Genomic DNA, 23,628 nt, shown 5'->3' with positions numbered 1-23,628 from the left:
CTTACAATGCACTAGGTTTCGTTGCCTCATCCGAAATCACGGCGCCGCCTTTCATACGAATGACACGCTGGGTCTTGAATGCCAATTCCATATCGTGCGTCACCAGCACCAGCGTGGTTCCCATATCTGTATTGAGGTTGAACAACAGGCGTTCGATCGTATCGCTGGTCTCTGCATCCAGGTTTCCTGTCGGTTCATCAGCAAATAAAATCCTGGGCGAATTGGAGAAGGCCCTGGCTATCGAAACCCGTTGCTGTTCGCCTCCCGACATTTGCAAGGGATAGTGGTGACTCCGATCGGCCAAGCCGACTTTATCCAGCAGTTCCAATGCCCGGCTTCGACTGCCGGAGTCGCCGCGCAGTTCAAGGGGCACCATTACGTTTTCCAGGGCGGTCAGCGTGGGCAACAACTGAAAATTCTGGAAAACAAAACCTACGTACTGATTTCGGACCGCCGCCCGGTCGTCTTCGCCAAGTTCATCTAAACAGATCCCGTTTAATACGATACTTCCCTCGCTTACACGGTCCAGCCCCGCACATAACCCTAACAGTGTTGTCTTTCCGCTTCCGGAGGGCCCTACAATCGATACGGTTGAAGCCGCCTCGACGTCAAAACTAATACGTTGCAAAACGGTTAAAGATTTACCTGCGCTTTCATAGGTTTTACCAACTTCCTTTACACTTAATATAGACGCCACGTGCAATTTCATTTAAATCCAAGATTCCCCGTAAAAATAAAACTATTTGCAATCAGGACAAGAAACCTCATTGTGATATAACGCAGGAACAGGGATTTTGACACGTGACCCACAGCTTTGTTACGTGAAAATGCCGAAATAGCCGAGCAGCTGGACAAGCTTGTAAAAAAAATATTACAGCAACGCCTAATTACAGCGAATTGTGCCAATATTGCACCATGAAAATCCAACTTTCTTTTATCAGACGGAACACCGTCTTTTTTATACCGTTAGTATTGGCTTTCCACGCCACGTACGCACAAAAAAAACCTTTGGATCACAGCGTGTACGATAGCTGGCAAAGCATTGGTTCATCCGGAATTTCCCCGGACGGAAATTTCGTTTTTTATACGGTAACCCCGCAAGAAGGCGACGCCGAATTGATTATCACCACACCGCGCAATCAGCAGGTAGGAAAAATCAACCGGGGATTTCAGGCCGATTTCTCTGCAGACCAGCGGTTTCTCATCGCATTGATCAAACCTTTTTTCCACGAAACGAGAACAGCACGCATCAAAAAGAAAAAACCAGAGGAGATGCCCAAGGACTCATTGGCGATATTTGCCCTGGAAACCGATTCGCTCATTAAAATACCAAAGGTTAAATCGTATCAGATTCCCGAAGAGCCGAGTGAATACCTCGCGTATTTAAGCGAATGCATCCAAACCCCCAGAGACACGCTGCAAACCGATAGCACCAATAGAAACGACCCGTCGAACAAAAAGGCAATATCCATGTTGCATATACGGCATCTGCCAAGCGGCGAAGAAACCACGTTTGAGCGGGTGGACTCCTACCTTTTCAACAAAGAAGGAACCGCTTTGGTATTTGTACGCAATGCAGCGGAAAAAGATAGTGTGGGCGCAGACGCCGGACTGTATTACTACGATCTGGCAACCAAGGCCTCTCATCACATCAGCCGCGGAAAAGGCGTCTATAAAAACATTGCATTTGACGAATCTGCCGGTCAGCTGGCGTTTACGGCAGATAAAAGTCCCGAAAAATCCCTTCAGAAGGCATTTAAATTGTATTATTACGTCCCCGCACAAGATACAGCCATCATCATCGCCGACACGCACACCGAGGGTGTACCGCCCGATTGGTATGTAAGTGGTAATGGTGATGTGAGGTTTAGCAAAAACGGCGAAAAGCTCTTTTTTGGCATTGCCCCCATTCCGCCGACAAAAGACACCACCCTGGTAGAATTTGAACATGCCAACGTGGATATTTGGCATTGGAAAGACGATTATCTCCAAACCCAGCAATTGGTCAATCTCCGGAACGAGCAAAACCGGAGTTACCTTGCTGTTACGTATCCGAAGCAAGGAAGAAAAGTCATTCCACTGGCAGATGAACAGGTGCCTGAAGTACGGTTGACGTATGATGCCGATAACGAATTTGCATTGGGTACGACCGACGTTGGCAGGCGCATCGAAACGCAATGGCAGACGGGATCGCTCCAGGATATATATATTGTATCCACAACGGACGGAAGCCGAAAAAAAATAGCGGATAGCATCCGGGGGGCTATCGGCCTTTCACCGACTGGCAAATACGTTATCTGGCATAGCCGATCGGATAGCAGCTGGTATAATCACACCATCGGGTCGGGCACTACCGTACGGTTAAACGTTGATCTGCCCGTCAGCTTCTCCGATGAAGACAATGACGTGCCGGATGAGCCCAACAGTTACGGCATTGCTGGTTGGGGTGAAGAGGACGAAGAGGTGTTCATTAATGACAAATATGACATCTGGGTATTTAGTCCTGACGGCACCGAACGCCGAATCCTTACAAACGGCGTAGGCCGAAGCGAGCAAATTACCTTTAGATACACTCATTTTCCTGAAGGTGCGCGTTCTTCAAGGCGAGGCGGAAAACCCACGATTATCGACAGAAACAAACCCCTGGTTTTGGCCGCATTTAGTCATATCACCAAGGAAAACGGCTGGTATATATCCAACGGACGCAATAATCGCGACCCCAAGAAAATTGTCATGGGACCTTTCCGCTTTGGTGCCATCCAAAAAGCTGCAGAAAGCGAGCAGTACGTATATACCAAAGAAAATTACGTAAGCGCTCCCGACCTATACGCGTCGGCGGATTTTATAAGCGAAACCAAATTGAGCACCCTTAACCCTCAGCAGGCAAATTACAACTGGGGAACGGCCGAACTGATGAAATGGACGACGCCGCGGGGATACGCGGCCGAGGGTATCCTATACAAACCAGAAGATTTTGACCCCGGAAAAAAATATCCCGTCATTGCCTACTTCTACGAAAGGTTGTCAGACGGCCTACACACCTACATTCCGCCGACGCCAACGCCGTCGCGCCTTAACATCAGCTTCTTTGTAAGCAATGGATACCTCGTTTTCGCTCCGGATATCCGCTATGAAATCGGTCATCCCGGGCGATCAGCTGAAGAATACGTCAATTCGGGCATGGAAGAACTAAAAAAACAACCGTGGGTAGATGGCGGGAAACTGGGTCTCCAAGGGCAAAGCTGGGGCGGCTACCAAGTGGCTCACCTGATAACCCGCACCGACATGTATGCAGCAGCTTGGGCCGGCGCGCCGGTTGTCAACATGACGTCAGCATATGGGGGCATTCGATGGTCAAGTGGCATGAACCGTCAGTTCCAGTATGAGCGTACCCAAAGCCGCATAGGCGCCACACTGTGGGAGAACCCGGTTTTATATATCGAAAACTCACCTTTATTCCACCTGCCCAACGTAACCACGCCGGTGGCCATCATGAGTAACGATGCCGACGGTGCCGTTCCCTGGTATCAAGGTATCGAAATGTTTACCGCATTGCGCCGGTTACAGAAACCCGTTTGGCTACTCAACTACAATGGCGAGGCACACAATTTGGTACAACGGCAAAACCGTAAAGACATTCAACGCCGTGAATTGGAGTTTTTTGATCATTTTCTCAAGGGTAAACCCGCAGCTCCTTGGATAGAAAAGGGTGTACCTGCAACCCTAAAGGGTATTGATTGGGGCTTTGAAAACTAATTTCAACACAACATTGTCGCGCACCGACCATAAAAATATGCATGTTTTATTAGAAATAACGCAACAATAACCAACAAAACGGCGGAATTTTTCATAAAACACAAAAAATATTTTCATTTTTATCAAAAAAATAATGAAATGTCATTTTTTTTTTCGAATATTGGATCGGAATTTAAAAAAACAACAAAGCGCATCAAATAAATAAACAAGAATTAAATGTCAGAGTTAAGATTCAAGGCAGTCGAGACTGCCATATCCCGATTAAACAACAACAAAACATCTGAAACGATCAAGCCTTCTTCTTACTATTGCAAAAATGTGTTCACGACTGCTAAGATGAAGGAATACCTTCCGAAAAATGCCTATGCAGAATTGGTGGAAACGATCGATGAAGGAAAGGCAATCAGTCTGGACCTCGCTGAACACATTTCCCAAGCGATGAAAAGCTGGGCGATCACAAACGGTGTAACTCACTACACGCATTGGTTTCAACCACTCACCGGTGCTACGGCGGAAAAACACGATGCGTTTTTTGAGCCTTTGCCTGACGGGTCAGCGATTGATAAATTTACGGCCAGCGCATTGGTTCAACAGGAACCGGATGCTTCTAGCTTTCCCAGTGGCGGTATCCGTAACACGTTTGAAGCAAGGGGATATACCGGCTGGGACCCCTCCTCACCCGCGTTCATATACGAAACCGGAGGCAGCAAGACCCTTTGCATCCCTACTATTTTCGTTTCCTATACCGGCGAGGCGCTCGACTACAAGGCTCCCCTGCTGAAAGCGCTTAATGCCTTGGACAAGGCAGCCGTAGACGTGGCCAACTTCTTCGACAAATCGGTTACCAAAGTTTTCGCTTCGTTGGGTATCGAACAGGAGTATTTTCTCGTCGATTTAGCGTTGTTTAATGCCAGACCTGATTTACAGCTGACCGGTCGCACCCTGTTTGGACACATGTCTGCCAAAGGACAACAGCTGGAAGACCATTATTTCGGAGCGATTCCGGAGCGTGTGCTGGCATTCATGGTTGATCTGGAACAAGAGGCACTTAAATTGGGGATTCCGCTGAAAACCCGCCACAACGAGGTAGCTCCCTCGCAATTTGAATGCGCCCCGATGTTCGAGGAAATTAACCTGGCTATCGACCACAATCAGTTGCTCCTCAACTTGATGGAACAGGTAGCGCTCCGCCATAAATTCAAGGTACTGATTCACGAGAAGCCTTACGCCGACATAAATGGTTCGGGTAAACATAACAACTGGTCGATGATTACCAATACGGGCATCAACCTACTTTCTCCGGGAAAAACCCCGAAGAACAACCTGATGTTCCTTACCTTCTTCGTCAATGTCATCAAAGCGGTGCACGATCATGCGGACTTGCTGCGTGCTTCCATTGCCAGCGCGGCAAATGACCATCGCCTGGGTGCCAATGAAGCGCCGCCGGCCATTATCTCCATTTTCCTGGGAAGCCAGCTTAATGCCGTACTTGATGAAGTTGAAACAGCTAGGGTGGCTAAAAAAGTGAAAAACGAAGCCATGTTGTGGCACGGTATCCCCAAAATACCGGAATTGCAACTGGACAATACCGACCGCAATAGGACCTCTCCTTTCGCGTTTACCGGCAACAAATTTGAATTCCGGGCCGTGGGTTCGTCCGCCAATAGCGCCAGCCCGATGACGGTACTCACCGCGATCGTAGCTGATCAACTGATCGAGTTCAAGTCGGAAGTTGACAAACAGATCAAAAAAGGCACGAAAAAAGACCTGGCATTGCTGAATGTCGTGCGCAAATACATCAAAGAATCCAAGGCCATCCGCTTTGAAGGAAACGGATATAGCAAAGAGTGGGAAGAAGAAGCACACAAACGCGGCCTTTCCAACATCAAGACCACGCCTAAAGCGCTCGATGTATACGTCAGCGAAAAATCACTGGATTTGTTTGAACGGTTGTCCATATTGAGCAGGCGTGAAAGTGAAGCGCGGCACGAAATCCTTTTGGAAAGCTATTACAAGAAAATCCAGATCGAAGCCCGCGTTATTGGAGAAATCGTGAACAGTCTGATTGCTCCCGCAGCTTTCCACTATCAAAATGATTTGATCACGAATGTCAAAGGGCTAAAGGATCTGGGCCTCAAATCCGAAGCTTACAGTTCACAATCCAACCTTATTGAGCGGATTTCCAATCACATCAACACCATCCTGATTGATGCTGAGGCCATGCGCCAGGAACGCAAAAAGGCCAATGTATTGGAAGATGTCCGCGAAAAAGCGATCGCTTACGACGAAAATGTGAAGCCATACTTCGATAAGATCCGCTATCACATCAATAAGTTGGAACAGATTGTGGATGACGGACAATGGCCGTTGCCGAAATTGCGTGAGCTTTTATTTGTACGATAACTAACACCCTCTAAACTTAAATTTCGCGGCCTCCCATCGGAGGCCGCTTTTTTTCTTTTCTACCTGCCTCCATATCCCCCAATTCCAATTCCAGCGCCTTGTTACTTACCTGGATTTCGATCAAGGAGATGACCAAAGACGCAGCAAAGAACAACAAACTTAAGGCAAACGTGAGCTCCGTAAAAAATTGATCTCCCATGTAGATACAATACATACAGACAATGCAGGTAATGAAGCTTAATACGCCCATGGCTTGCATTTGCCTGATCAGTTTGAGCCGAAAGCGCAGATTCTTGATCTGTCCGTGTAAAACCCCGCTCTTATTGTGTTCAAGGTATTTCGCGTGTAAGCTGCGGACCAACGCCGCCAACGCAAGAAACCGATTGGTATAGGCCAACATAATCAAACTGATTGCCGGAAATAATAATGCTGCGGTATTGAATGTGATGCTCATCTTCACAAAAAAATTAAAAAAACTTTGCACAACCAAATCACACCGCCTATATTTGCAGCCGTTGTGTGTTTAGGCACACACAAATCAATTCCTCTTAAGGTCTTGGTTTATAAAGAAGTGGCGAGAGACTGGCTCAGTGACCCACTGGCAACCATCTGTAACGGCGGAAAAGGTGCCAATTCCTGTCCCAATCAATGTCGGTTGGGAGCATATAAATTATAAGACGATGAATACGTATTTGACAAGCAATTTTCATTTCTCATTTTCCCGGGCCAACCGAATGTGCCGTATAACAATGGGCATGCGCGATTGTTGCTAAACCGCTCGCTTGCTACCTGTAAGTAATTTGCCACGCGATGGCGGTTATGTACGCGAGCATCCCGTAATCTAACACTTAACAGAATAATCTATCTCAATCATTTTATAAAATAAATAAATCATGGCTAACGAAAATCTAAAATTTGAGACCCTGCAAGTACACGCCGGGCAAGTAGCTGACCCAACAACCGGCGCTCGCGCAGTTCCCATTTATCAAACCACTTCCTTTGTATTTAACAATGCGGAACACGGCGCCAATCTATTCGCCCTGAAGGAATTCGGAAATATTTATACCCGCATCATGAACCCTACCACCGACGTTTTTGAAAAACGTGTGGCTGCACTTGAAGGCGGTGTTGCCGGACTAGCCGTAGCATCGGGACAATCCGCCCAATTCATTGCGCTGACCAACATCATTGAAAGCGGCGAAAATTTCGTGACCAGTTCCAATCTCTATGGCGGAACGTACAACCAGTTCAAAGTTTCGTTTAAACGTCTCGGTATTGAGGCCCGGTTTACACAAAACGACGAACCCGAGAGTTTTGAAGCACTGATTGACGAAAAGACCAAAGCAATCTACGTCGAGACCATTGGCAACCCTAGCTATACCATCCCTGATTTCGATCGAATTGCAGCAGTGGCCAAGAAACACGACCTACCGTTGATCGTCGACAATACGTTCGGCGCTGCGGGTTATCTCTTCAAACCCATCGAACACGGTGCCAACGTGGTCGTACAAGCCGCCACAAAATGGATTGGTGGACACGGAAACAGCATTGCAGGCGTCATCGTCGATGGCGGCAACTATAATTGGGGTAATGGCAAATTCAAACAATTCAGTGAACCGTCCGAAGGTTATCACGGATTGGTTTTCAGCGACGTATTTGGCGTAGACAGCCCCTTAGGGAATATCCAATTCATCATACGTGCCCGCGTAGAAGGACTCCGGGATTTCGGACCGGCCTTATCACCTTTTAATGCCTTTTTATTGTTACAGGGCTTGGAAACGCTATCACTGCGTGTGCAGCGGCATGTAGACAACGCTTTGGAAATCGCCAAATGGCTCGAAAACCATCCGCAGGTCGAGCGTGTGAGCTATCCGGGACTAAAAAACCATCCGAATCATTCGCGCGCCCAAAAATACCTCAAAAATGGATTCGGCAGCGTACTGTCATTCAAAATAAAAGGCGAAGCCGAGAAAGCCAACACGTTTATCGATAACTTGGAACTGGTAAGCCATCTAGCGAATGTGGGCGATACCAAAACCTTGATTATCCACCCATCGGCAACCACGCATCAACAGCTCAGTGAAGCGGAGCAACGAAGTGCGGGCGTTTTCCCGGGAGAGCTGCGATTAGCCGTGGGTATCGAACACGTCGACGACATCAAAGCCGATTTGCAACAGGCGTTCGATAAAATCAAGTAAATTATGAGTATTCAAACATTCAGTTGTCCAACCTTCAGGTTCGAAAACGGAAAGCGGATCAGTAATCTTGAAATCGCTTACCATACCTATGGTACACTGAATGAACGGAAAGATAATGTAGTATGGGTATGCCATGCGCTAACGGCCAATTCGGATGTTTTCGAGTGGTGGCCAGGGTTGTTCGGCTCAACCGATTTCTTTAATCCCGGCGATTATTTCATTATTTGTGCAAATATCATCGGATCTCCGTATGGAAGCACGAATCCCCTGAGTATCGATCCGGCCACTGGACACCCCTATTACTTATCTTTCCCTCAATTCTCCATCAGAGACTTAGCGGATGCGCACCGGTTGCTTGCGGACTACCTGGGCATAAAAAAGATTGCATTGGCAATCGGTGGCTCGTTGGGCGGTCAACAAGCTTTGGAATGGGCGATCCTGGATCCCGACCGGATTGACCGACTGGTGCTCCTGGCAACAAACGCTGTCCATTCGCCGTGGGGCATCGCGTTTAATGAAAGCCAACGCCTTGCCATCAGTGCCGATCGGACTTTTTATGCCAACCATCCCAACGGAGGCGCCAAAGGATTAAAAGCAGCTCGTAGCATCGCGCTGCTTTCATATCGGGGTTATCCTACCTACGCGGCCACCCAATCGGAACCTTCGAACGAAAAAAATGACGGTTTCAGGGCTTCGACCTATCAGAATTACCAGGGAGAGAAATTGGTTAAACGCTTCAACGCGTACAGCTACTGGTTTCTGAGCAAAGCAATGGACAGCCATAACATCGGGCGTGGTCGCGCGGATATACCCAACGTGCTGCGCCAAATCAAGGCACAAACGTTGGTTATTGGTATCAGTAGCGACCTATTATTCCCAACCGGGGAACAGAAATTCCTGGCTGCGCATATTCCCGGGGCCGCCTATGCCGAAATTGACTCATTTTACGGACATGATGGCTTTCTGATTGAGACAAAACAGATTGCGTCAGCAATCGCGGACTTCTTTCACCATAACGAAGTATTTCGACAAAGAACGTATTATCAAAACGTTAGTTAACTTAATTACCATTATATCGACATAACAGCAAACATGAACAACAAACTTACCCTAGGGCTTTTCGGTTTCGGTGTGGTCGGACAAGGACTGCACGACATCATTAAGACCAAAAACCTCAACCTTGCCATCAAACGATTCGTTATCAAGCATCCTGAAAAAAAACGGACACTACCGGCAGAAATGTTTACGACCGACGCCAGACTGGTGTTAGATGACCCCGAAATCAATACCGTGGTCGAATTGATAGACGATGCCGAAGCCGCCTTCGAAATCGTGTCCACCGCACTGCGGTCGGGAAAAAATGTCGTTTCCGCGAATAAAAAAATGATTGCTACCCATCTCGAAGAACTGGTAGATATCCAACACGAATACGGCACAAGTCTGCTTTACGAGGGAGCAGTATGCGGCAGCATTCCCATTATCCGAAACCTGGAAGAATACTATGACAACGAACTTCTGCATTCCGTAATGGGTATCTTCAATGGTTCGTCAAATTACATCCTTTCCAAAATATTTAATGAAAACTTGGCGTATTCAACCGCATTGAAACAAGCACAGGACCTCGGCTTTGCTGAAACCGATCCCACGCTGGACGTTGGCGGATTCGATGCGAAATTTAAATTGGCCATCGTAGCTTCCCATGCATATGGTCTATACATATCCCCGGATGCCATTTTAAACATCGGGATTGATAAACTTGGTGCTTCCGATATCCAATTTGCACGGGAAAAAAAATTCAAGATCAAGTTAGTCCCCACCGCGCGGGAGATCAACGATAAAGCGGTCATTCTATACGTATTGCCGAAACTCGTTTCGTCCGACAACATCCTTTATGGTGTAGAAAACGAATATAACGGTGTACTGGTCAAAGCGGCGTTTGCTGATGAACAGTTTTTCTACGGAAAGGGAGCCGGTGGCCACCCCACGGGATCCGCGGTGTTGTCCGATATCGCCGCACTCCGATACGGGTACAGATACGAATACAAAAAGCACCTCGGCGCGGGGGAACTTACCTACAGCACCGATTGGGAAATCTGGGTTTACCTGCGCTATGAAGACGAACAACTGATCGACACGCTCGGATTCTCATCGATCAGTGAACGTTACTATGCGAACGATTTCAAATACGTGATCGGCAAAGTCAATCTCGGGAACATTTTAAAAAACCAGGAAGCGGTTAATCGTGAAGGGGTATTTATAGCGGAAATCGCATAGCACGTGGCGGACATTTTGTCAAAAAACAAATTAAAAAAAACATAACAGTTGTTTGTGCATTTATATTTGTATATTGTACAGAAATTATGATGCCATCATGCACTGCACCGTTGCTTTATTATTTGCATTTTTTAACGTCGTCGCCCTCGTTCAGCAGAACGAATCGGGAGTTGAAGCAAGCTCCTGGCAAACATACGGCTATATCGTACTAGGCGGAATTGTATTGATTGTAGCTGTTTTGGTGCTTGTTCGAAAACAATACCGGAAATTTAACGAATGATGACGCATAGCCCACGGTTGGCGCTAGCCAATTTCGTGGGCTATGATTCCCTTTTCAAACCGTATTTTTCAATCTTACTATACAAATGGCTGCGTTGGATGTCGATTTCATCGGCTGTTTTGGATACATTCCATCCATTTTTTTCCAATTTGTATTTAATGTATTCCTTTTCTGTATGGTCCTTGAAGTCCTGAAAAGATGAAAAACCGTCATAGTCCGGCAGGACACTATTTCCTCCAGCGTACGAGGTCGCAATCTCTGCCACTTTCACCACTTCCTCACGATTTACGGCAAAAGAACTGGGATTCGCAAACGTGCGTACGTCCCGGTCGGTGATCGATTTGTCACTCAGGATAATCAATCGTTCAACCAGATTGCGCAGTTCCCGGATATTACCTGTCCATGGCAACTCTTTTAACGCCTCCATTGCCTCCGCTGTGATCCGCTTCACCGGCATATTATACTCATTACACACCTCTTCGCAAAAATGCTCGGCCAACGTAGGTATGTCCTCTTTCCGTTCAGTAAGTGGGGGTACATGAATAATAATGACACTTAACCGGTGGTACAAGTCCATACGGAAATTGCCTGCATCGATCTCTTTGAGAAGGTCTTTGTTCGTGGCCGCAATTACCCGAACATTTACGCTGATTTCCTTTTCCCCTCCTACCCGTGTAATCTTGTTTTCTTGCAATGCTCTCAGCACTTTGGCCTGGGCTGAGAGGCTCATGTCTCCGATTTCGTCCAAAAACAGCGTTCCGTTGTGTGCCTGTTCAAACTTTCCGATACGTTGCTTTACAGCCGACGTAAATGACCCTTTTTCGTGCCCGAAAAGCTCACTTTCAATTAATTCGGACGGGATGGCAGCACAATTGACCTCAATCAGCGGAGCTCCGGCACGTGGCGATTTTTCATGCAGCCAACGTGCCACCAATTCCTTGCCGCTGCCGTTCGCCCCGGTTACCAGCACCCTTGCATCCGTTGGCGCAACCCGCTCGATCGTTTCTTTGATACGTTGGATCGCACCGGAATTCCCGAGGATATCCCGCGTTTTGCTTACTTTCCGTTTCAGCACTTTGGTTTCGGTAACCAATGTGCCGCGTTCCAAGGCATTGCGCACGGTAATCAACAACCGATTCAAATCGGGTGGTTTGGAAATAAAATCGTAGGCTCCCTTTTTACTCGCTTCAACAGCGGTTTCAATCGTACCATGCCCCGATATCATGATAAAAGGCAAATCCGGTTTGATGGCTAATGCTTCCGTGAGCACCTCCATACCGTCCATCTTACTCATTTTGATATCGCAAAGAACAAGGTCAATATCCTCTTTTTTGATAAGGGCTAAGCCATCGATGCCATTATCGGTGTCAATTACCTTATAATCTTCGTATTCAAGGATTTCCCTAAGGGTACTTCGAATGGCTCGCTCGTCGTCGATGATTAATATCTTGGTCATACTTGTATATTACAAAAAAGCAAACCCTATAAGCCGGATTCTGTTCCCGACAAGTCGGGTTCTATCATTTATCTAGGCCTGTCATCGCTGCCAGGCTCTATCGGTCTACCCGTTGCGGTGTCCACCTTCCGGCAGAACGGGAAGCGAGCAACTTCCTTCGATCCGCAACCTATTTGGCCTTTCAACCCCCGGGGTTTACCGCGATGCATGTCACCATGCAAAGCCGTGGGCTCTTACCCCACGTTTTCACCCTTATCCGCCAATCGGCGGACGGTATATTTTCTGTGGCACTTTCCGTATCCGCCAGCCGGCGGATCCTTCCCGTTAGGAAGCGAGGTGCTCTGTGTTGTCCGGACTTTCCTCCCCGGCTAATGCCGCGGCGATAGAACGGGCCTGCTTTTCGCTGCAAAGGTAAGCAATAAGTCACGAATTCAGAAGCGGGTGCCGGTTTTATACAGCCGCGCCCCGAATAGAAAGATCACCAAATAACAAATAATCGGCAGGTAATAGGCCGTTGCCACATCGTGGTCGGCAACCTTACCCATGACAAACGGAAATAACGCTGCGCCCACGACGCCCATTACGATAAAGGACGAAGCACGTTGCGTATGGGGCCCCAGATCCTTGAGACCAAGACTAAAAATGGTCGGAAACATGATGCTGAAGAAGAAATTAAGCATCAACAAAGCCACAAACGATGGCCAGCCCCAACTTTGCCCGATAAGTAAGCACATTGCCACATTACACAGGGCAAACACGGCCAACAGCCTATTGGGCGCGATGTATTTCATCAGAAAGGTACCCACAAACCTTCCCACGGTCATCATGACCATGCTCACCGCGAAATAGTACCCGGCCACCTCATCGCTGAGTCCCATCTTTTCGTGGCCGTAGTTAATGAAAAAAGCCCAAGTACCCCCTTGAGCCGCAGTGTTAAAAAATTGCGCAATAAACGCCCAAACAAAATGGCGGTGCTGAAAAAGTCCCTTTTTTGGAGGTATTGCCGTTGTCTGAGTACCGTCACTCCCATGACCATGTTCGGTTGGCAAGGCCGGGACACGGAGTAAACTGAACGCAACGGCTACCAGCGTGATCGTAATGCCAATACCTATGTAAAGCCACTTTACGGATGTAAGGCTTCCCGATGCGCCGATGTTCCCGCTGAGAATAAAATAACTGCCCAACGTGGGGCCTATGATCGTTCCCAAGCCGTTGAATGACTGCGCAAAATTGATCCGCCTATCGCTTGATGCCTGATCGCCAAGCACCGCGATAAAGGGGTGCGCCACGGTTTCCAGCGTAGCCAAGCCGCAGGCCAAAACGAACAGGGCTATTCGAAAAAAGCCGAACGATTCTGCATCGGCCGCAGGCACAAACAGAAAAGCGCCAACTGCATAAAGCGTTAAGCCTAACAGTACCCCGCGCTTGTACCCAAACCGCTTCATAAAGAGTCCCGCGGGAATCCCCATGACTGCGTATGCGCCAAAAATGGAAAACTGCACCAATCCCGATTCGGCCTTGGTTATTCCAAGTACCGTCTGGAAATGCTTGTTCAGGACATCTCCCATGGTAATGGCCACACCCCACAACAGGAATAATAAGGTGACGAATCCGAACACCAACAAATAGTTGCGCTCGGTAAGTTTTGCAGCATTTCTCTCCATTCGTAAGGTTTTTAAATTAGCGGTCCAAACTTAGCTAAAGTTGCTCTTTAATGCAATGAAAATCGCGTTCAACAAAACCGTTTCAGCTTTTCCCCAGCAATGCGGCATCAAATTGCCTGTGCAATCAGGTAGCCACTGGCCCACGCCCATTGGAAATTATACCCGCCCAGCCAACCGGTCATATCGACACACTCGCCACCGAAATACAATCCGCGTACGCTTTTTGCTTCCAGGGTCTCTCGCTCCAGTTCGTGTGTAGCAATTCCTCCCCGCATCACTTCCGCTTTATCGTATCCCTTATCGCCTGCCGGCTTTACCTCAAACCGGTGGATTGTCTCGGCAATCCGCTTTGCGTCCAATTTCCCTAGTGAAGCAATTTTGGTTTGAACGGGAAGAAAACGGCCGAGTGCCTCCACAAGCCTCTTCGGATAGAAATCGCCCAGAAGCTGACCAACCAACCGTTTCCCCCCCGCAGCTCGCTCTTCCTTAATTAACGCTTCCAAGGAATGTGTTGGAAGGAGGTCGAGCGCGATGGATTCCCCCGGTCGCCAGTAAGAAGAAATTTGTAATATGGCTGGGCCACTAAGCCCCCAATGCGTAAACAGGATATTTTCTTCGAAGCTGATGCGCTGATTGGATACGCGGCAAAACACGCTATTACCCGACAGTGCCGCAAACCAATCCGCATCTTTGCCCGTGACCGTCAGCGGAACGAGCGCCGGGGCGGTAGGTACGATGTCGAGTCCGAACTGACGAGCTATCCGTATCGCAAAATCACTGGCACCTAACTTCGCCACGGGGAGTCCACCGCTCGCCAGTACTACTTTTGGGGTAACCACACGGTGCACCACACCCATTCTTTCATAAGATATCACAAATGAACGGTCGGTCTGCTTTTCGACCGACAGTGCCTTGCTGCCGGTCTGAAGCCGCTGTCCATACCGGTGCATCAGACGTGTCAATGCAGACACGACATCCTTTGCATTGTTACTTGTCGGAAACAGTTGGCCGAGAGTCTTTTCCTTGCCGATGATTCCCTGTTGCGCAAAAAATTCAAGGGTATCATTTACCGTCCACCTGGTTAGGGCATGTTCAGCAAACGAAGGGTCAGCGGACACAAAATTTTCAAGGCCGGTATATAGATTGGTATAATTACAGCGTCCCCCGCCGGAAATACGGATTTTCGCTCCCGGTTGGTTGTTCCGTTCCAAAACCAATGTCAGTTTTCCCCGTAGCCCGGCCTGTATGGCGCACATCAGTCCGCAGGCACCGCCGCCGATAATTACAGCATCATATTGGCTATCTTCTGTCGTCAACGTGATCGTAGCCTAGCCAACCTAAAATTGTAAGTCCAGCGTTCGTTTCTCGGCCCAGCTCCTTTCGCCCATCTCAATTACGTAGATGACATTCCGGGCATGTTCGGGCTGTACCGCTAATTCCCTGCCGGCCGAAATCGCCTCGTACACGTTCCGATAAAAAGCGGGATAGTCTCCCTGTTCACTCTCGACATACTCGATGCGATCTTTGCCATTCTCCAGCACGTTAAGTTTTCCCCAGATTTCCGGAGGTTCCTTGCCCCAATTGGGATTCCCTTTAGGCGATAACCCGGCTCTCAGCGCCGCCTCCTGCGGATCCACTCCGGCTTTCACAAATGCGCCGTCCATTCCGTATAGCGCGTAGCGGGGTGTCGGCTCCTTGACGAGCATCGATCCTTTCAATGATACTTTAAGCTGGGGGTAATGCAGGATTACCTCAAAATCATCCACCGCGCCGGCGCCGGGACGCTGAATCCGTAAATCGGCGTTTATTGCCAGCGGCAAGCCGAAAAGTTGGAGAGTTTGGTCGACCAGGTGCGCGCCCAGGTCATACCATATTCCCGATCCGGGCAAGTCGGCTTCCCGCCATGCATTTGGCCGGAGCGCGTTACGGAACCGATCAAAGCGCGCTTCAAAAGAAACCAATCTGCCGAGTCTGCCACTTTTGGCTACTTTCCGTAACGTCAGGTAGTCACTGTGCCATCGGGAATTGTGATGCACACTCAATACCTTATTTTGTTGCCTCGCCAAGGCGATGAGTTCGTCTGCCTCACCTACCGTGATGGTAAATGGTTTCTCAACCACCACGTGCTTACCCGCTAGAAGAGCTGCTTTTGCAAGCGAATAGTGTACGTCATTGGACGTAGCAACCACCACCAAATCGATATCGTCGGCGTGGATGATGGCGTCGGCGTTATCGACGATCCGTGTATCTGGATACCGCCGTTGAAGCATTTCCAACTGCTCAGGGCGGCGCGCGCTTACCTTATGCAAGCGTAATCCATCCACTGAAGTAATAATTGGCGCATGGAACACCTGTCCACCTATGCCAAAGCCAATAAGGCCTACATGAATTGTTTTCTCCATTACATTCGTTCTGGCACCTCGATACCCAAGAGATTCATTCCGTCTGAAATGATGCGGGCAGTCGCCTCCGAAAGGTGCAACCTGAAATTCTTGATAGATTCCACTTCCGCTTTAAGAATGGATTCCTCGTGATAAAATTTATTGTACTGTTTGGCAAGCTCAAAACAATAATTGGCCAATTGCGCCGGACTGAATTCTCGTGCGGAAACTTCAATCACAGAAGGATAGTCGCCCAGTAACCGGATCAGGTCACGCTCGCTACCTGTCAATTCGCCTGGAACGGGTAATGGCGTGTTTTCCGAAAAGTTTCCTTTCGTCAAAACAGACCGGATACGTGCATGCGTATATTGAATAAACGGCCCCGTGTGACCTTGGAAATCGATGGACTCATTTGGATCAAAAAGTAAGCGCTTTTTGGGCTCCACTTTCAGCAGAAAATATTTCAGGGCGCCCATGCCGATAATGTGGTAAAGATGTGCCTTTTCCGCTTCCGATAGTCCCTCCGTCTTTCCCAGTTCTTCTGTTCTCCTCTTAGCCGTTTCCGTCATTTCATCCATCAGGTCATCCGCATCCACTACCGTACCCTCCCGCGATTTCATCTTGCCCGACGGTAAATCGACCATCCCATAAGATAGGTGAAAGAGACCGTCTGCCCATGATCTACCCAGTTTTTTTAAAATTAAAAAGAGTACGTTAAAGTGATAGTCCTGCTCGTTGCCTACTACGTAAATGGATTCATTCATCCCGAACTCGTCATACTTTAGCTGGGCTGTACCCAAATCCTGGGTGATGTAGACCGAGGTTCCGTCTCCGCGCAACACTAACTTTTCATCCAAACCGTCCTCCGTCAGGTCAATCCAAACCGAGTTGTCCGCCTTCCGGAAAAACACTCCCTTGTCCAGCCCCTCCTGAATGATATCTTTACCAAGCAGGTACGTATTGGACTCGTAATAATATTTGTCAAAATCCACGCCGAGCCGATTGTATGTGCGCTCAAAACCGGCATATACCCAACCATTCATCGTCTTCCACAACTCAATGACGGAGGCGTCGCCCGCTTCCCATTGCTGAAGCATCTGCTGGGCTTCCCGGATAATCGGCGCCTGCTTCTTGGCTTCATCTTCATCCAATCCCTGCGCCCGCAGTGCATCGACTTCCTGTTTATAAGCCTTGTCGAACAACACATAATATTTACCCACCAGGTGGTCACCCTTGAGACCGCTGCTTTCGGGTGTTTCGCCATTTCCCCATCGTTTCCATGCGAGCATCGACTTACAGATATGGATGCCGCGGTCGTTAACCAAATTGGCCTTTATCACCTCGTAGCCATAGCGCTTTAAAATCTCGGCTACCGAGTACCCTAATAAATTGTTACGGATGTGGCCCAGGTGCAGGGGTTTGTTGGTGTTTGGCGACGAATATTCTACCATCAGCTTTTTGCCGTTGGGTTCGAATGTACCAAAACTTTCCCGGGCAATCGCTGTTGTAAATAAATCCGCCCAATACGCATCGGAAAGATTGATATTTAAAAATCCTTTGATTACGTTGAAAGACGCAATCGCTGGAATACGGGGTAATAGATAATTTCCGATTTCCTGACCGGTCAACTCGGGCGTCTTTTTTGAAAATCGGGTAAACGGAAACGTAACGATCGTCAATTGTCCTTCAAATTCCTTTCGGGTTTCCTGCAGTGTAATTTGGTGATCGGGTACGTCCGAATGATATAATTCACTGACTGCCTGTTTGGTATATCGTATAAGTTGCTGCTGTATGGCGTTAATCATGTAAGTATTTAAGCATTAATTCCTTAGCATCGATATCGAAATCATAAAATTACAATTAGATAACTGTTTCATTTCGTACCGAAAACATATCTTTGCCAAACTTAGACAAACAGGCCTTTATATGCAAATGGATGTTTGTTGAATTCGTTTCTGCCATTGAAAAGCAGGGGGTTATTTAGAACAAAATATAAAAATGCAAAGCTATCAGGAATTTCTTGACCTAAGCGTGGGGTTTCCCCAAGATGGATTTGATATCATCGACGACGAACTGTATTTCCATGACCTGAACCTCATGGAAATGATTGAGACCTACGGAACGCCGTTGCGATTCACCTATTTGCCGATTATCAGTAAAAAGATTCAGCAGGCGAAGATATTGTTCCAAACGGCTATCTTGAAGCATAATTATCGGGGTTCCTATAAATATTGTTATTGTACAAAGAGCTCTCACTTCCGTCACGTGGTAGAGGAAGCTTTGAAAAACGACATCCACCTGGAGACCTCGTCGGCCTTCGATATGCCGATGATAGATGCCCTGGAAAAAAAGGGCATTGTCAATAAGGATATCACGGTGATATGCAACGGGTTTAAAACCTATCAATACAAGCAATACATCGTAGATATGCTACACGACGGATATAAGAACATTATACCGGTGTTGGACAATAAAGAAGAGTTTAATATCTACGACGATGAAGTTGAGTTGGAAGAGCCTTGCAATCTGGGAATCCGTATTGCGGCTGAAGAACAACCGGACTCGCAATTTTATACTTCCCGATTGGGCATTCGGCTAGAAGATATCCTGGATTTTTATAACAATAAAGTGGTACCGAATCCCAATTTCAGGGTGAAGCTGCTCCATTTCTTTATCAATTCGGGCATTTCCGATACACCTTATTATTGGAACGAACTCGAAAAATACGTTACACTCTACTGCAAATTCAAGAAAATAAATCCCGATTTGGATACCTTGGATATCGGAGGCGGAATGCCGTTCAAGGATTCGCTGGTGCATGATTTCGATTACGAGTATATGGTCAACGAAATCGTCAACCGGATCAAGCAGATCTGCGCCCAGCACGAAGTCATGGAGCCCGATATTATTACCGAATTCGGCAAGTATACGGTAGCGGAAGCTTCGGGTATTCTTTATAAAGTACTCGGGCGCAAACAGCAGAACGACCGGGAAAAATGGTTGATGCTGGACGGCTCGTTCATCACGAACCTTCCTGACGTTTGGGCGCTCAATCAAAAATACATACTCCTGCCCATCAACAACTGGGATTCGGAATACGAACGGGTGAACCTCGGCGGGATTACGTGCGACGGGCAGGATTATTACAACCAGGAGGCCCATATGAACAACGTGTTCATGCCCAAAACCCGTAAAATTCAGTACCTTGGATTCTTTCATACGGGTGCCTATCAAGAGGTATTGAGCGGATATGGCGGTATCCACCACTGCCTTCTCCCCTCACCCAAGCACGTGTTGGTGAGGCGTAACCGCGACGAAACTTTCAACTTCGAAGTGTTCGGCGAGGAACAGAACAGCAAACAGGTATTAAGGCTGCTGGGATATCAATAGGGTGGAAAATGAAGATTTTGGTGACTGGCGCAGCCGGATTCATCGGCTTTCACGCTGTGCAGATGCTCCTTGCTGAGGGCCACACGGTGGTGGGCCTTGACAACCTCAACGATTATTATGATATCGGATTGAAATATGCACGTCTGGCGGAGTGCGGCATAGAACGGCCGCAAATACAGGAAAGCGAACCCATACCCAGTAAAACCCACGCGAATTATCGTTTCCAACAGTTGGACATTACCCGTGCAGACCAGCTGGATACACTTTTCCAACACGAAGAATTTGAGTGGGTACTTCACCTGGCAGCGCAGGTAGGGGTCCGGTATTCGCTCGAAAATCCGCAAGCTTACGTACATTCCAATCTAGTCGGGTTTGCCAATGTGCTGGAATGTTGTCGCCACCATCGCGTCCGTCACTTGATCTACGCTTCCAGTTCTTCGATCTACGGAGCAAACGATAAGATTCCTTTTTCAGAAGACGATCGCGTGGACCATCCCGTCAGCTTATACGCCGCCACCAAGCGAAGCAATGAACTAATGGCGCATACCTACAGCCATCTGTATGGATTAAAAACAACCGGTTTGCGATTTTTCACAGTGTACGGTCCATGGGGTCGCCCCGATATGGCAATGTTTCTATTCGTAGATGCAATTCTACAAGGCAGACCCTTACAGGTTTTTAACCATGGAAATCTATACCGTGACTTTACTTACGTAGGCGACGTCGTCAACAGCATCAAGCTCATTGTAGCAGCATCGGGTGAAAAATTGGCCCGGTATAACCTCTACAACGTCGGCAACGGCAGACCCGTCAGGCTATTGGATTTCATCGAATCCATTGAAAAGCACACCGGCAGAAAAGCTATCAAGGAATACCTGCCCATGCAGGCTGGTGATGTAGAGAAGACATGGGCTAACGTCGACAAATTACGGGCAGATTTCGGTTACCAGGTCCAAACTTCGGTGGATACCGGTGTAAAGAAATTCATCGAATGGTACCTAACCTACTACCATCCTGGTGGTATTGGAACAACTTTTGCAAAAACCTATTTTTGATAAAAATGATCATTTATGGTACACGTATACTATCGATCCCTGGCCCTGCTCCTGAGTGTTTTTTTGTGGACGGCCTGCGGCAGTGAAAAATCGATCAGCGACCGGGTGGCGTTGAGCGAGATTGCCCATTATATTGAATCCAATCCGGTTTATGAGACTGCCGCGGTGGACTATGGCGAAATAAAGTTCAGCCAGCGGTCGGACGCCGATCTTCTCGCAGCTTATCAACGATTGGAAAAAGAGGGCTACATTACCATGGAACGCCTCAAGGAGCGCAAAAAGTTCCTTTCCAAAGACAGCACCTTTGTTTATCTCGTGAAGCTAACGGACAAGTCCATTCCTCTTGTTCTGGAAAAAACCGACAAAAAAGTAACCGTGAAGACGTTTGAATATTCACTTGATGAAGAGGGTGGCGTGCTGATTGAACAGACCGGCAAAAACCGGGCGAAAGCAACGGTAACACTCCGGAAGGCCGAAACCGATTTTGCGGATTTTGCCAAAAAGGATCCGGACAACAACGCTTCATTTACGAAAAAGACCTATTCGCTGCGGTTCAATGGCGATGCCGGCTGGGAAGTTACCAAATAATGCGATATGAAAGGCTTAGGAACCCTCATCGCCGTGCAGGCGTTACTTTCCACAATTTCAGGCATACTGATGTCCCAAATGTCGCTGATCGGAAAAGTGGGGATCAGTGTATTGTATAGCGAGTACGGTATTTTCAAAATCTGGTGGAAGACCGCTATCCTGCTCTTTGTTATTCAACTGGTGCTTATCTTCGCTCTCTGGCTCATCAAGCGGCTCCTTGGGCGGCGCCTTGCCGTAACCGCAACCTTATTGGTTCTGCTGTTCGGGCTCGTTGGCGCCTACTTTACGTATGTGGATTTTACGACCACCTCTCACCGGATGTTGAAGGAAACTTTTCACAGCGGGGGCTATCTCTTCTGGGGTTCGTGGTCGCTGTCTTGCCTTTATTTTATGATTGTGCCGCGTCGCGGAAAGCGGGTTTCGCGAGTTACTACCGAGCCTCCCGCTGAGCCATCTGTCAGCGCGTCCGCACCGACGGATCCGATGTAAAAAAGCTGCGCATCTCGGAGAGGTCTGCTGGCGGTTTGCGTGCGGTCACCTTGCGGTAATGGTGCGAAAAACAGCCAGCAGACTGCCGGCTCACCGCAGGAAGACGGCTAAGCCACACGCAGCAGTCTGGCAACAGTCCGGCAGCAGCCTACATCGTGTAAGACGCCTCTCAAAATGAACGTATCTAAAAATATATCCCATCGCTTGACAGACTAACTATTTTAGTATATTTGCCCTATGGGGCAGCGTTCCGAAAACACCTTCTATGCGATTGTGGATATTGAAACCACGGGCGGCTATGCCGCTGGCAGCGGTATTACCGAAGTAGCGATACGGATCCACGATGGAACAAAAGTAGTCGAACGGTATGACTCGTTGGTCAATCCGCAGCGGCCCATTCCCCTCTACATCCAAGCCGTGACGGGCATTTCGCCCGAAATGGTGGCAGATAGCCCTACATTCAACGAGCTGGCGCCCCAGATTTTCGAATTACTGAAAGAAAGCGTATTTGTTGCCCATAACGTTAATTTTGACTATTCGTTCCTGAAATACCACCTAGAGCTGGCGGGGTTCTCACTTACCTCACCGAAACTGTGCACCGTCCGGCTAAGCCGGAAGATTCGGCCCGGGCTGCCCTCTTATAGTTTGGGCAGATTGTGCAATGCACTTGGCATCCCCATCAACAACCGGCACCGCGCAGGTGGCGACGCAGATGCCACCGCCATTCTGTTTGGAAATTTGGTGGAATGGGATGTCGACGGCCACCTGACGGAAATGCTGAAAAGGAAATCCAAACACCAACAGCTACCCCCTAATCTGGCCAAAGATCAATTCGATGTCTTGCCTGAAAGTACCGGAGTGTACTACTTCAAGGATCTGGGCGGAAAAATTATTTACGTGGGTAAAGCAAATAACATCCGCAGTCGTGTCGCGCAGCACTTCAGCGGCCATAACCCCAATCCCCAGCGCCAGCACTTTCTCCGTCACATTCATTCAATCGACTATGAACGTTGTGGTACCGAACTTATGGCGCTTTTACTGGAAGCGGCGGAAATCAAACGGTATTGGCCCGCGTATAACCGCTCGTTGAAACGCTTCGAGCCTAAATACGCTTTATATACCTACGAAGACAACGCCGGTTATCTCCGCTTGGCTATTGGAAAACATAGCCGTAATAATCATAACACACATCTCTTTCATAATCAATTAGACGCCATAAACCTACTTAACCTACTAATTTCCAAGTTTGCACTGCATCCACAATATTGTACATTTGGTGGGCCTCGCCAGCTGTCAGGAAAACCGGCAGCCCTTGCCCCGGAGGACCATAACCAGCGCGTAAACCAAGCACTCGATTACCTTGCGAACGAACTTCCGACATTTGCCATTTTTGATCGCGGAAGGGACGAAACCGAGGTCAGCTGCATTTGGGTGGAAAACGGTAAATTGCACGGCATGGGCCATATCAGTCATTCAGCGGATATCAGCGGTCCGGAAGAAATCAAAGAAATGCTCACTCCTTGCCTCAGCAACGGGTACATGATGCAACTGATTTTCAACTACGCACAAAGATATCCCCTAAAGGTATGGAAACCCGGTGCGGACATCGCCAAACTGTACGGGTCTAAATAACCGAAATTGTATCTGTTATCTTTTATTTCCGTATCCGAAATTTGTCGAACTTCAATACCAAC

Annotated in this window: 17 protein-coding genes, 1 other RNA gene and 1 riboswitch; of the genes, 10 read left to right on the top strand and 8 right to left on the bottom strand. The window is 48.1% G+C overall.

Annotation, left to right across the window (positions count from 1 at the left end; all coding sequences use genetic code 11):
- Position 1: 1 nt before the first annotated feature.
- Positions 2-709: an ABC transporter ATP-binding protein gene (locus ACFQRK_RS02700; RefSeq protein ID WP_379003371.1), complete on the bottom strand. Its 708-nt coding sequence runs from the start codon at positions 707-709 to the stop codon at positions 2-4.
- 206 nt (positions 710-915) lie between these two features.
- On the opposite strand from ACFQRK_RS02700, the gene ACFQRK_RS02695 reads away from it, so the two are divergent.
- Together ACFQRK_RS02695 and ACFQRK_RS02690 are read left to right on the top strand one after the other, a co-directional pair.
- Positions 916-3,756, top strand: coding sequence for a prolyl oligopeptidase family serine peptidase (locus ACFQRK_RS02695; protein WP_379003370.1), 2,841 nt, complete (start codon positions 916-918; stop codon positions 3,754-3,756).
- Between the two features lie 216 nt (positions 3,757-3,972).
- Positions 3,973-6,159 (top strand): glutamine synthetase III, encoded by a 2,187-nt coding sequence (locus tag ACFQRK_RS02690; protein WP_379003367.1) that lies wholly within the window; start codon positions 3,973-3,975, stop codon positions 6,157-6,159.
- A 16-nt stretch (positions 6,160-6,175) separates the two neighbouring features.
- On the opposite strand, the gene ACFQRK_RS02685 is transcribed toward ACFQRK_RS02690, so the two are convergent.
- Positions 6,176-6,613 carry a DUF2721 domain-containing protein gene (locus ACFQRK_RS02685; RefSeq protein WP_379003365.1) on the bottom strand — a complete coding sequence of 146 codons (438 nt, stop codon included), beginning with the start codon at positions 6,611-6,613 and terminating at the stop codon, positions 6,176-6,178.
- Positions 6,614-6,717: 104 nt separating this feature from the next.
- A riboswitch (SAM riboswitch) is annotated at positions 6,718-6,831 on the top strand.
- 221 nt (positions 6,832-7,052) lie between these two features.
- Between ACFQRK_RS02685 and ACFQRK_RS02680 the strand changes: the two genes are divergently transcribed.
- Genes ACFQRK_RS02680 through ACFQRK_RS02670 form a run of 3 tightly spaced genes read left to right on the top strand, consistent with a single transcriptional unit; the run spans position 7,053 to position 10,631 of the window.
- A complete protein-coding gene (locus ACFQRK_RS02680) occupies positions 7,053-8,357 on the top strand; it encodes an O-acetylhomoserine aminocarboxypropyltransferase/cysteine synthase family protein (RefSeq protein ID WP_379003363.1) in 1,305 nt (434 codons plus the stop codon).
- 3 nt (positions 8,358-8,360) lie between these two features.
- Positions 8,361-9,416, top strand: a complete 1,056-nt coding sequence (gene metX / locus ACFQRK_RS02675) for a homoserine O-acetyltransferase (protein ID WP_379003360.1) — start codon at positions 8,361-8,363, stop codon at positions 9,414-9,416.
- Between the two features lie 33 nt (positions 9,417-9,449).
- Positions 9,450-10,631 (top strand): homoserine dehydrogenase, encoded by a 1,182-nt coding sequence (locus tag ACFQRK_RS02670; protein WP_379003359.1) that lies wholly within the window; start codon positions 9,450-9,452, stop codon positions 10,629-10,631.
- Positions 10,632-10,951: 320 nt separating this feature from the next.
- On the opposite strand, the gene ACFQRK_RS02665 is transcribed toward ACFQRK_RS02670, so the two are convergent.
- The 6 genes from ACFQRK_RS02665 to argS form a co-directional block, all read right to left on the bottom strand.
- Positions 10,952-12,367, bottom strand: a complete 1,416-nt coding sequence (locus tag ACFQRK_RS02665) for a sigma-54-dependent transcriptional regulator (RefSeq protein WP_379003357.1) — start codon at positions 12,365-12,367, stop codon at positions 10,952-10,954.
- Between the two features lie 13 nt (positions 12,368-12,380).
- An RNA gene (gene rnpB / locus ACFQRK_RS02660) (RNase P RNA component class A) lies at positions 12,381-12,766 on the bottom strand.
- Positions 12,767-12,798: 32 nt separating this feature from the next.
- Complete coding sequence (locus tag ACFQRK_RS02655; RefSeq protein ID WP_379003354.1) at positions 12,799-14,031, bottom strand: sugar MFS transporter; 1,233 nt, start codon at positions 14,029-14,031, stop codon at positions 12,799-12,801.
- A 107-nt stretch (positions 14,032-14,138) separates the two neighbouring features.
- The gene (locus ACFQRK_RS02650; RefSeq protein WP_379003352.1) at positions 14,139-15,347 is read right to left on the bottom strand and encodes an NAD(P)/FAD-dependent oxidoreductase; all 1,209 of its coding nucleotides are present in this window, start codon (positions 15,345-15,347) and stop codon (positions 14,139-14,141) included.
- 21 nt (positions 15,348-15,368) lie between these two features.
- Positions 15,369-16,433, bottom strand: coding sequence for an oxidoreductase (locus ACFQRK_RS02645; protein ID WP_379003350.1), 1,065 nt, complete (start codon positions 16,431-16,433; stop codon positions 15,369-15,371).
- Positions 16,433-18,217 carry an arginine--tRNA ligase gene (argS, locus tag ACFQRK_RS02640; RefSeq protein ID WP_379003347.1) on the bottom strand — a complete coding sequence of 595 codons (1,785 nt, stop codon included), beginning with the start codon at positions 18,215-18,217 and terminating at the stop codon, positions 16,433-16,435. Before argS ends, ACFQRK_RS02645 begins: the two co-directional genes overlap by 1 nt.
- Before the next feature lie 193 nt (positions 18,218-18,410).
- Here argS and ACFQRK_RS02635 point away from each other — a divergent pair, with 193 nt between their 5' ends.
- From ACFQRK_RS02635 to ACFQRK_RS02615, 5 genes are all read left to right on the top strand, one after another.
- Positions 18,411-19,802 (top strand): arginine decarboxylase, encoded by a 1,392-nt coding sequence (locus tag ACFQRK_RS02635; protein WP_379003345.1) that lies wholly within the window; start codon positions 18,411-18,413, stop codon positions 19,800-19,802.
- Positions 19,803-19,810: 8 nt separating this feature from the next.
- Complete coding sequence (locus ACFQRK_RS02630; RefSeq protein WP_379003343.1) at positions 19,811-20,857, top strand: NAD-dependent epimerase/dehydratase family protein; 1,047 nt, start codon at positions 19,811-19,813, stop codon at positions 20,855-20,857.
- Between the two features lie 15 nt (positions 20,858-20,872).
- Positions 20,873-21,445: a hypothetical protein gene (locus ACFQRK_RS02625; protein ID WP_379003340.1), complete on the top strand. Its 573-nt coding sequence runs from the start codon at positions 20,873-20,875 to the stop codon at positions 21,443-21,445.
- A gap of 6 nt (positions 21,446-21,451) precedes the next feature.
- Positions 21,452-21,934 carry a hypothetical protein gene (locus ACFQRK_RS02620; protein ID WP_379003339.1) on the top strand — a complete coding sequence of 161 codons (483 nt, stop codon included), beginning with the start codon at positions 21,452-21,454 and terminating at the stop codon, positions 21,932-21,934.
- 237 nt (positions 21,935-22,171) lie between these two features.
- Positions 22,172-23,566 carry an exonuclease domain-containing protein gene (locus tag ACFQRK_RS02615; RefSeq protein WP_379003337.1) on the top strand — a complete coding sequence of 465 codons (1,395 nt, stop codon included), beginning with the start codon at positions 22,172-22,174 and terminating at the stop codon, positions 23,564-23,566.
- The last annotated feature ends 62 nt before the right edge of the window (positions 23,567-23,628 follow it).

Origin of the sequence: Parapedobacter sp. GCM10030251, from assembly GCF_042666505.1 — a bacterium.
GTDB lineage: Bacteria > Bacteroidota > Bacteroidia > Sphingobacteriales > Sphingobacteriaceae > Parapedobacter.
Note: the sequence above shows the minus strand (reverse complement) of the source record. Positions and strands in the feature narration are given on the sequence as shown.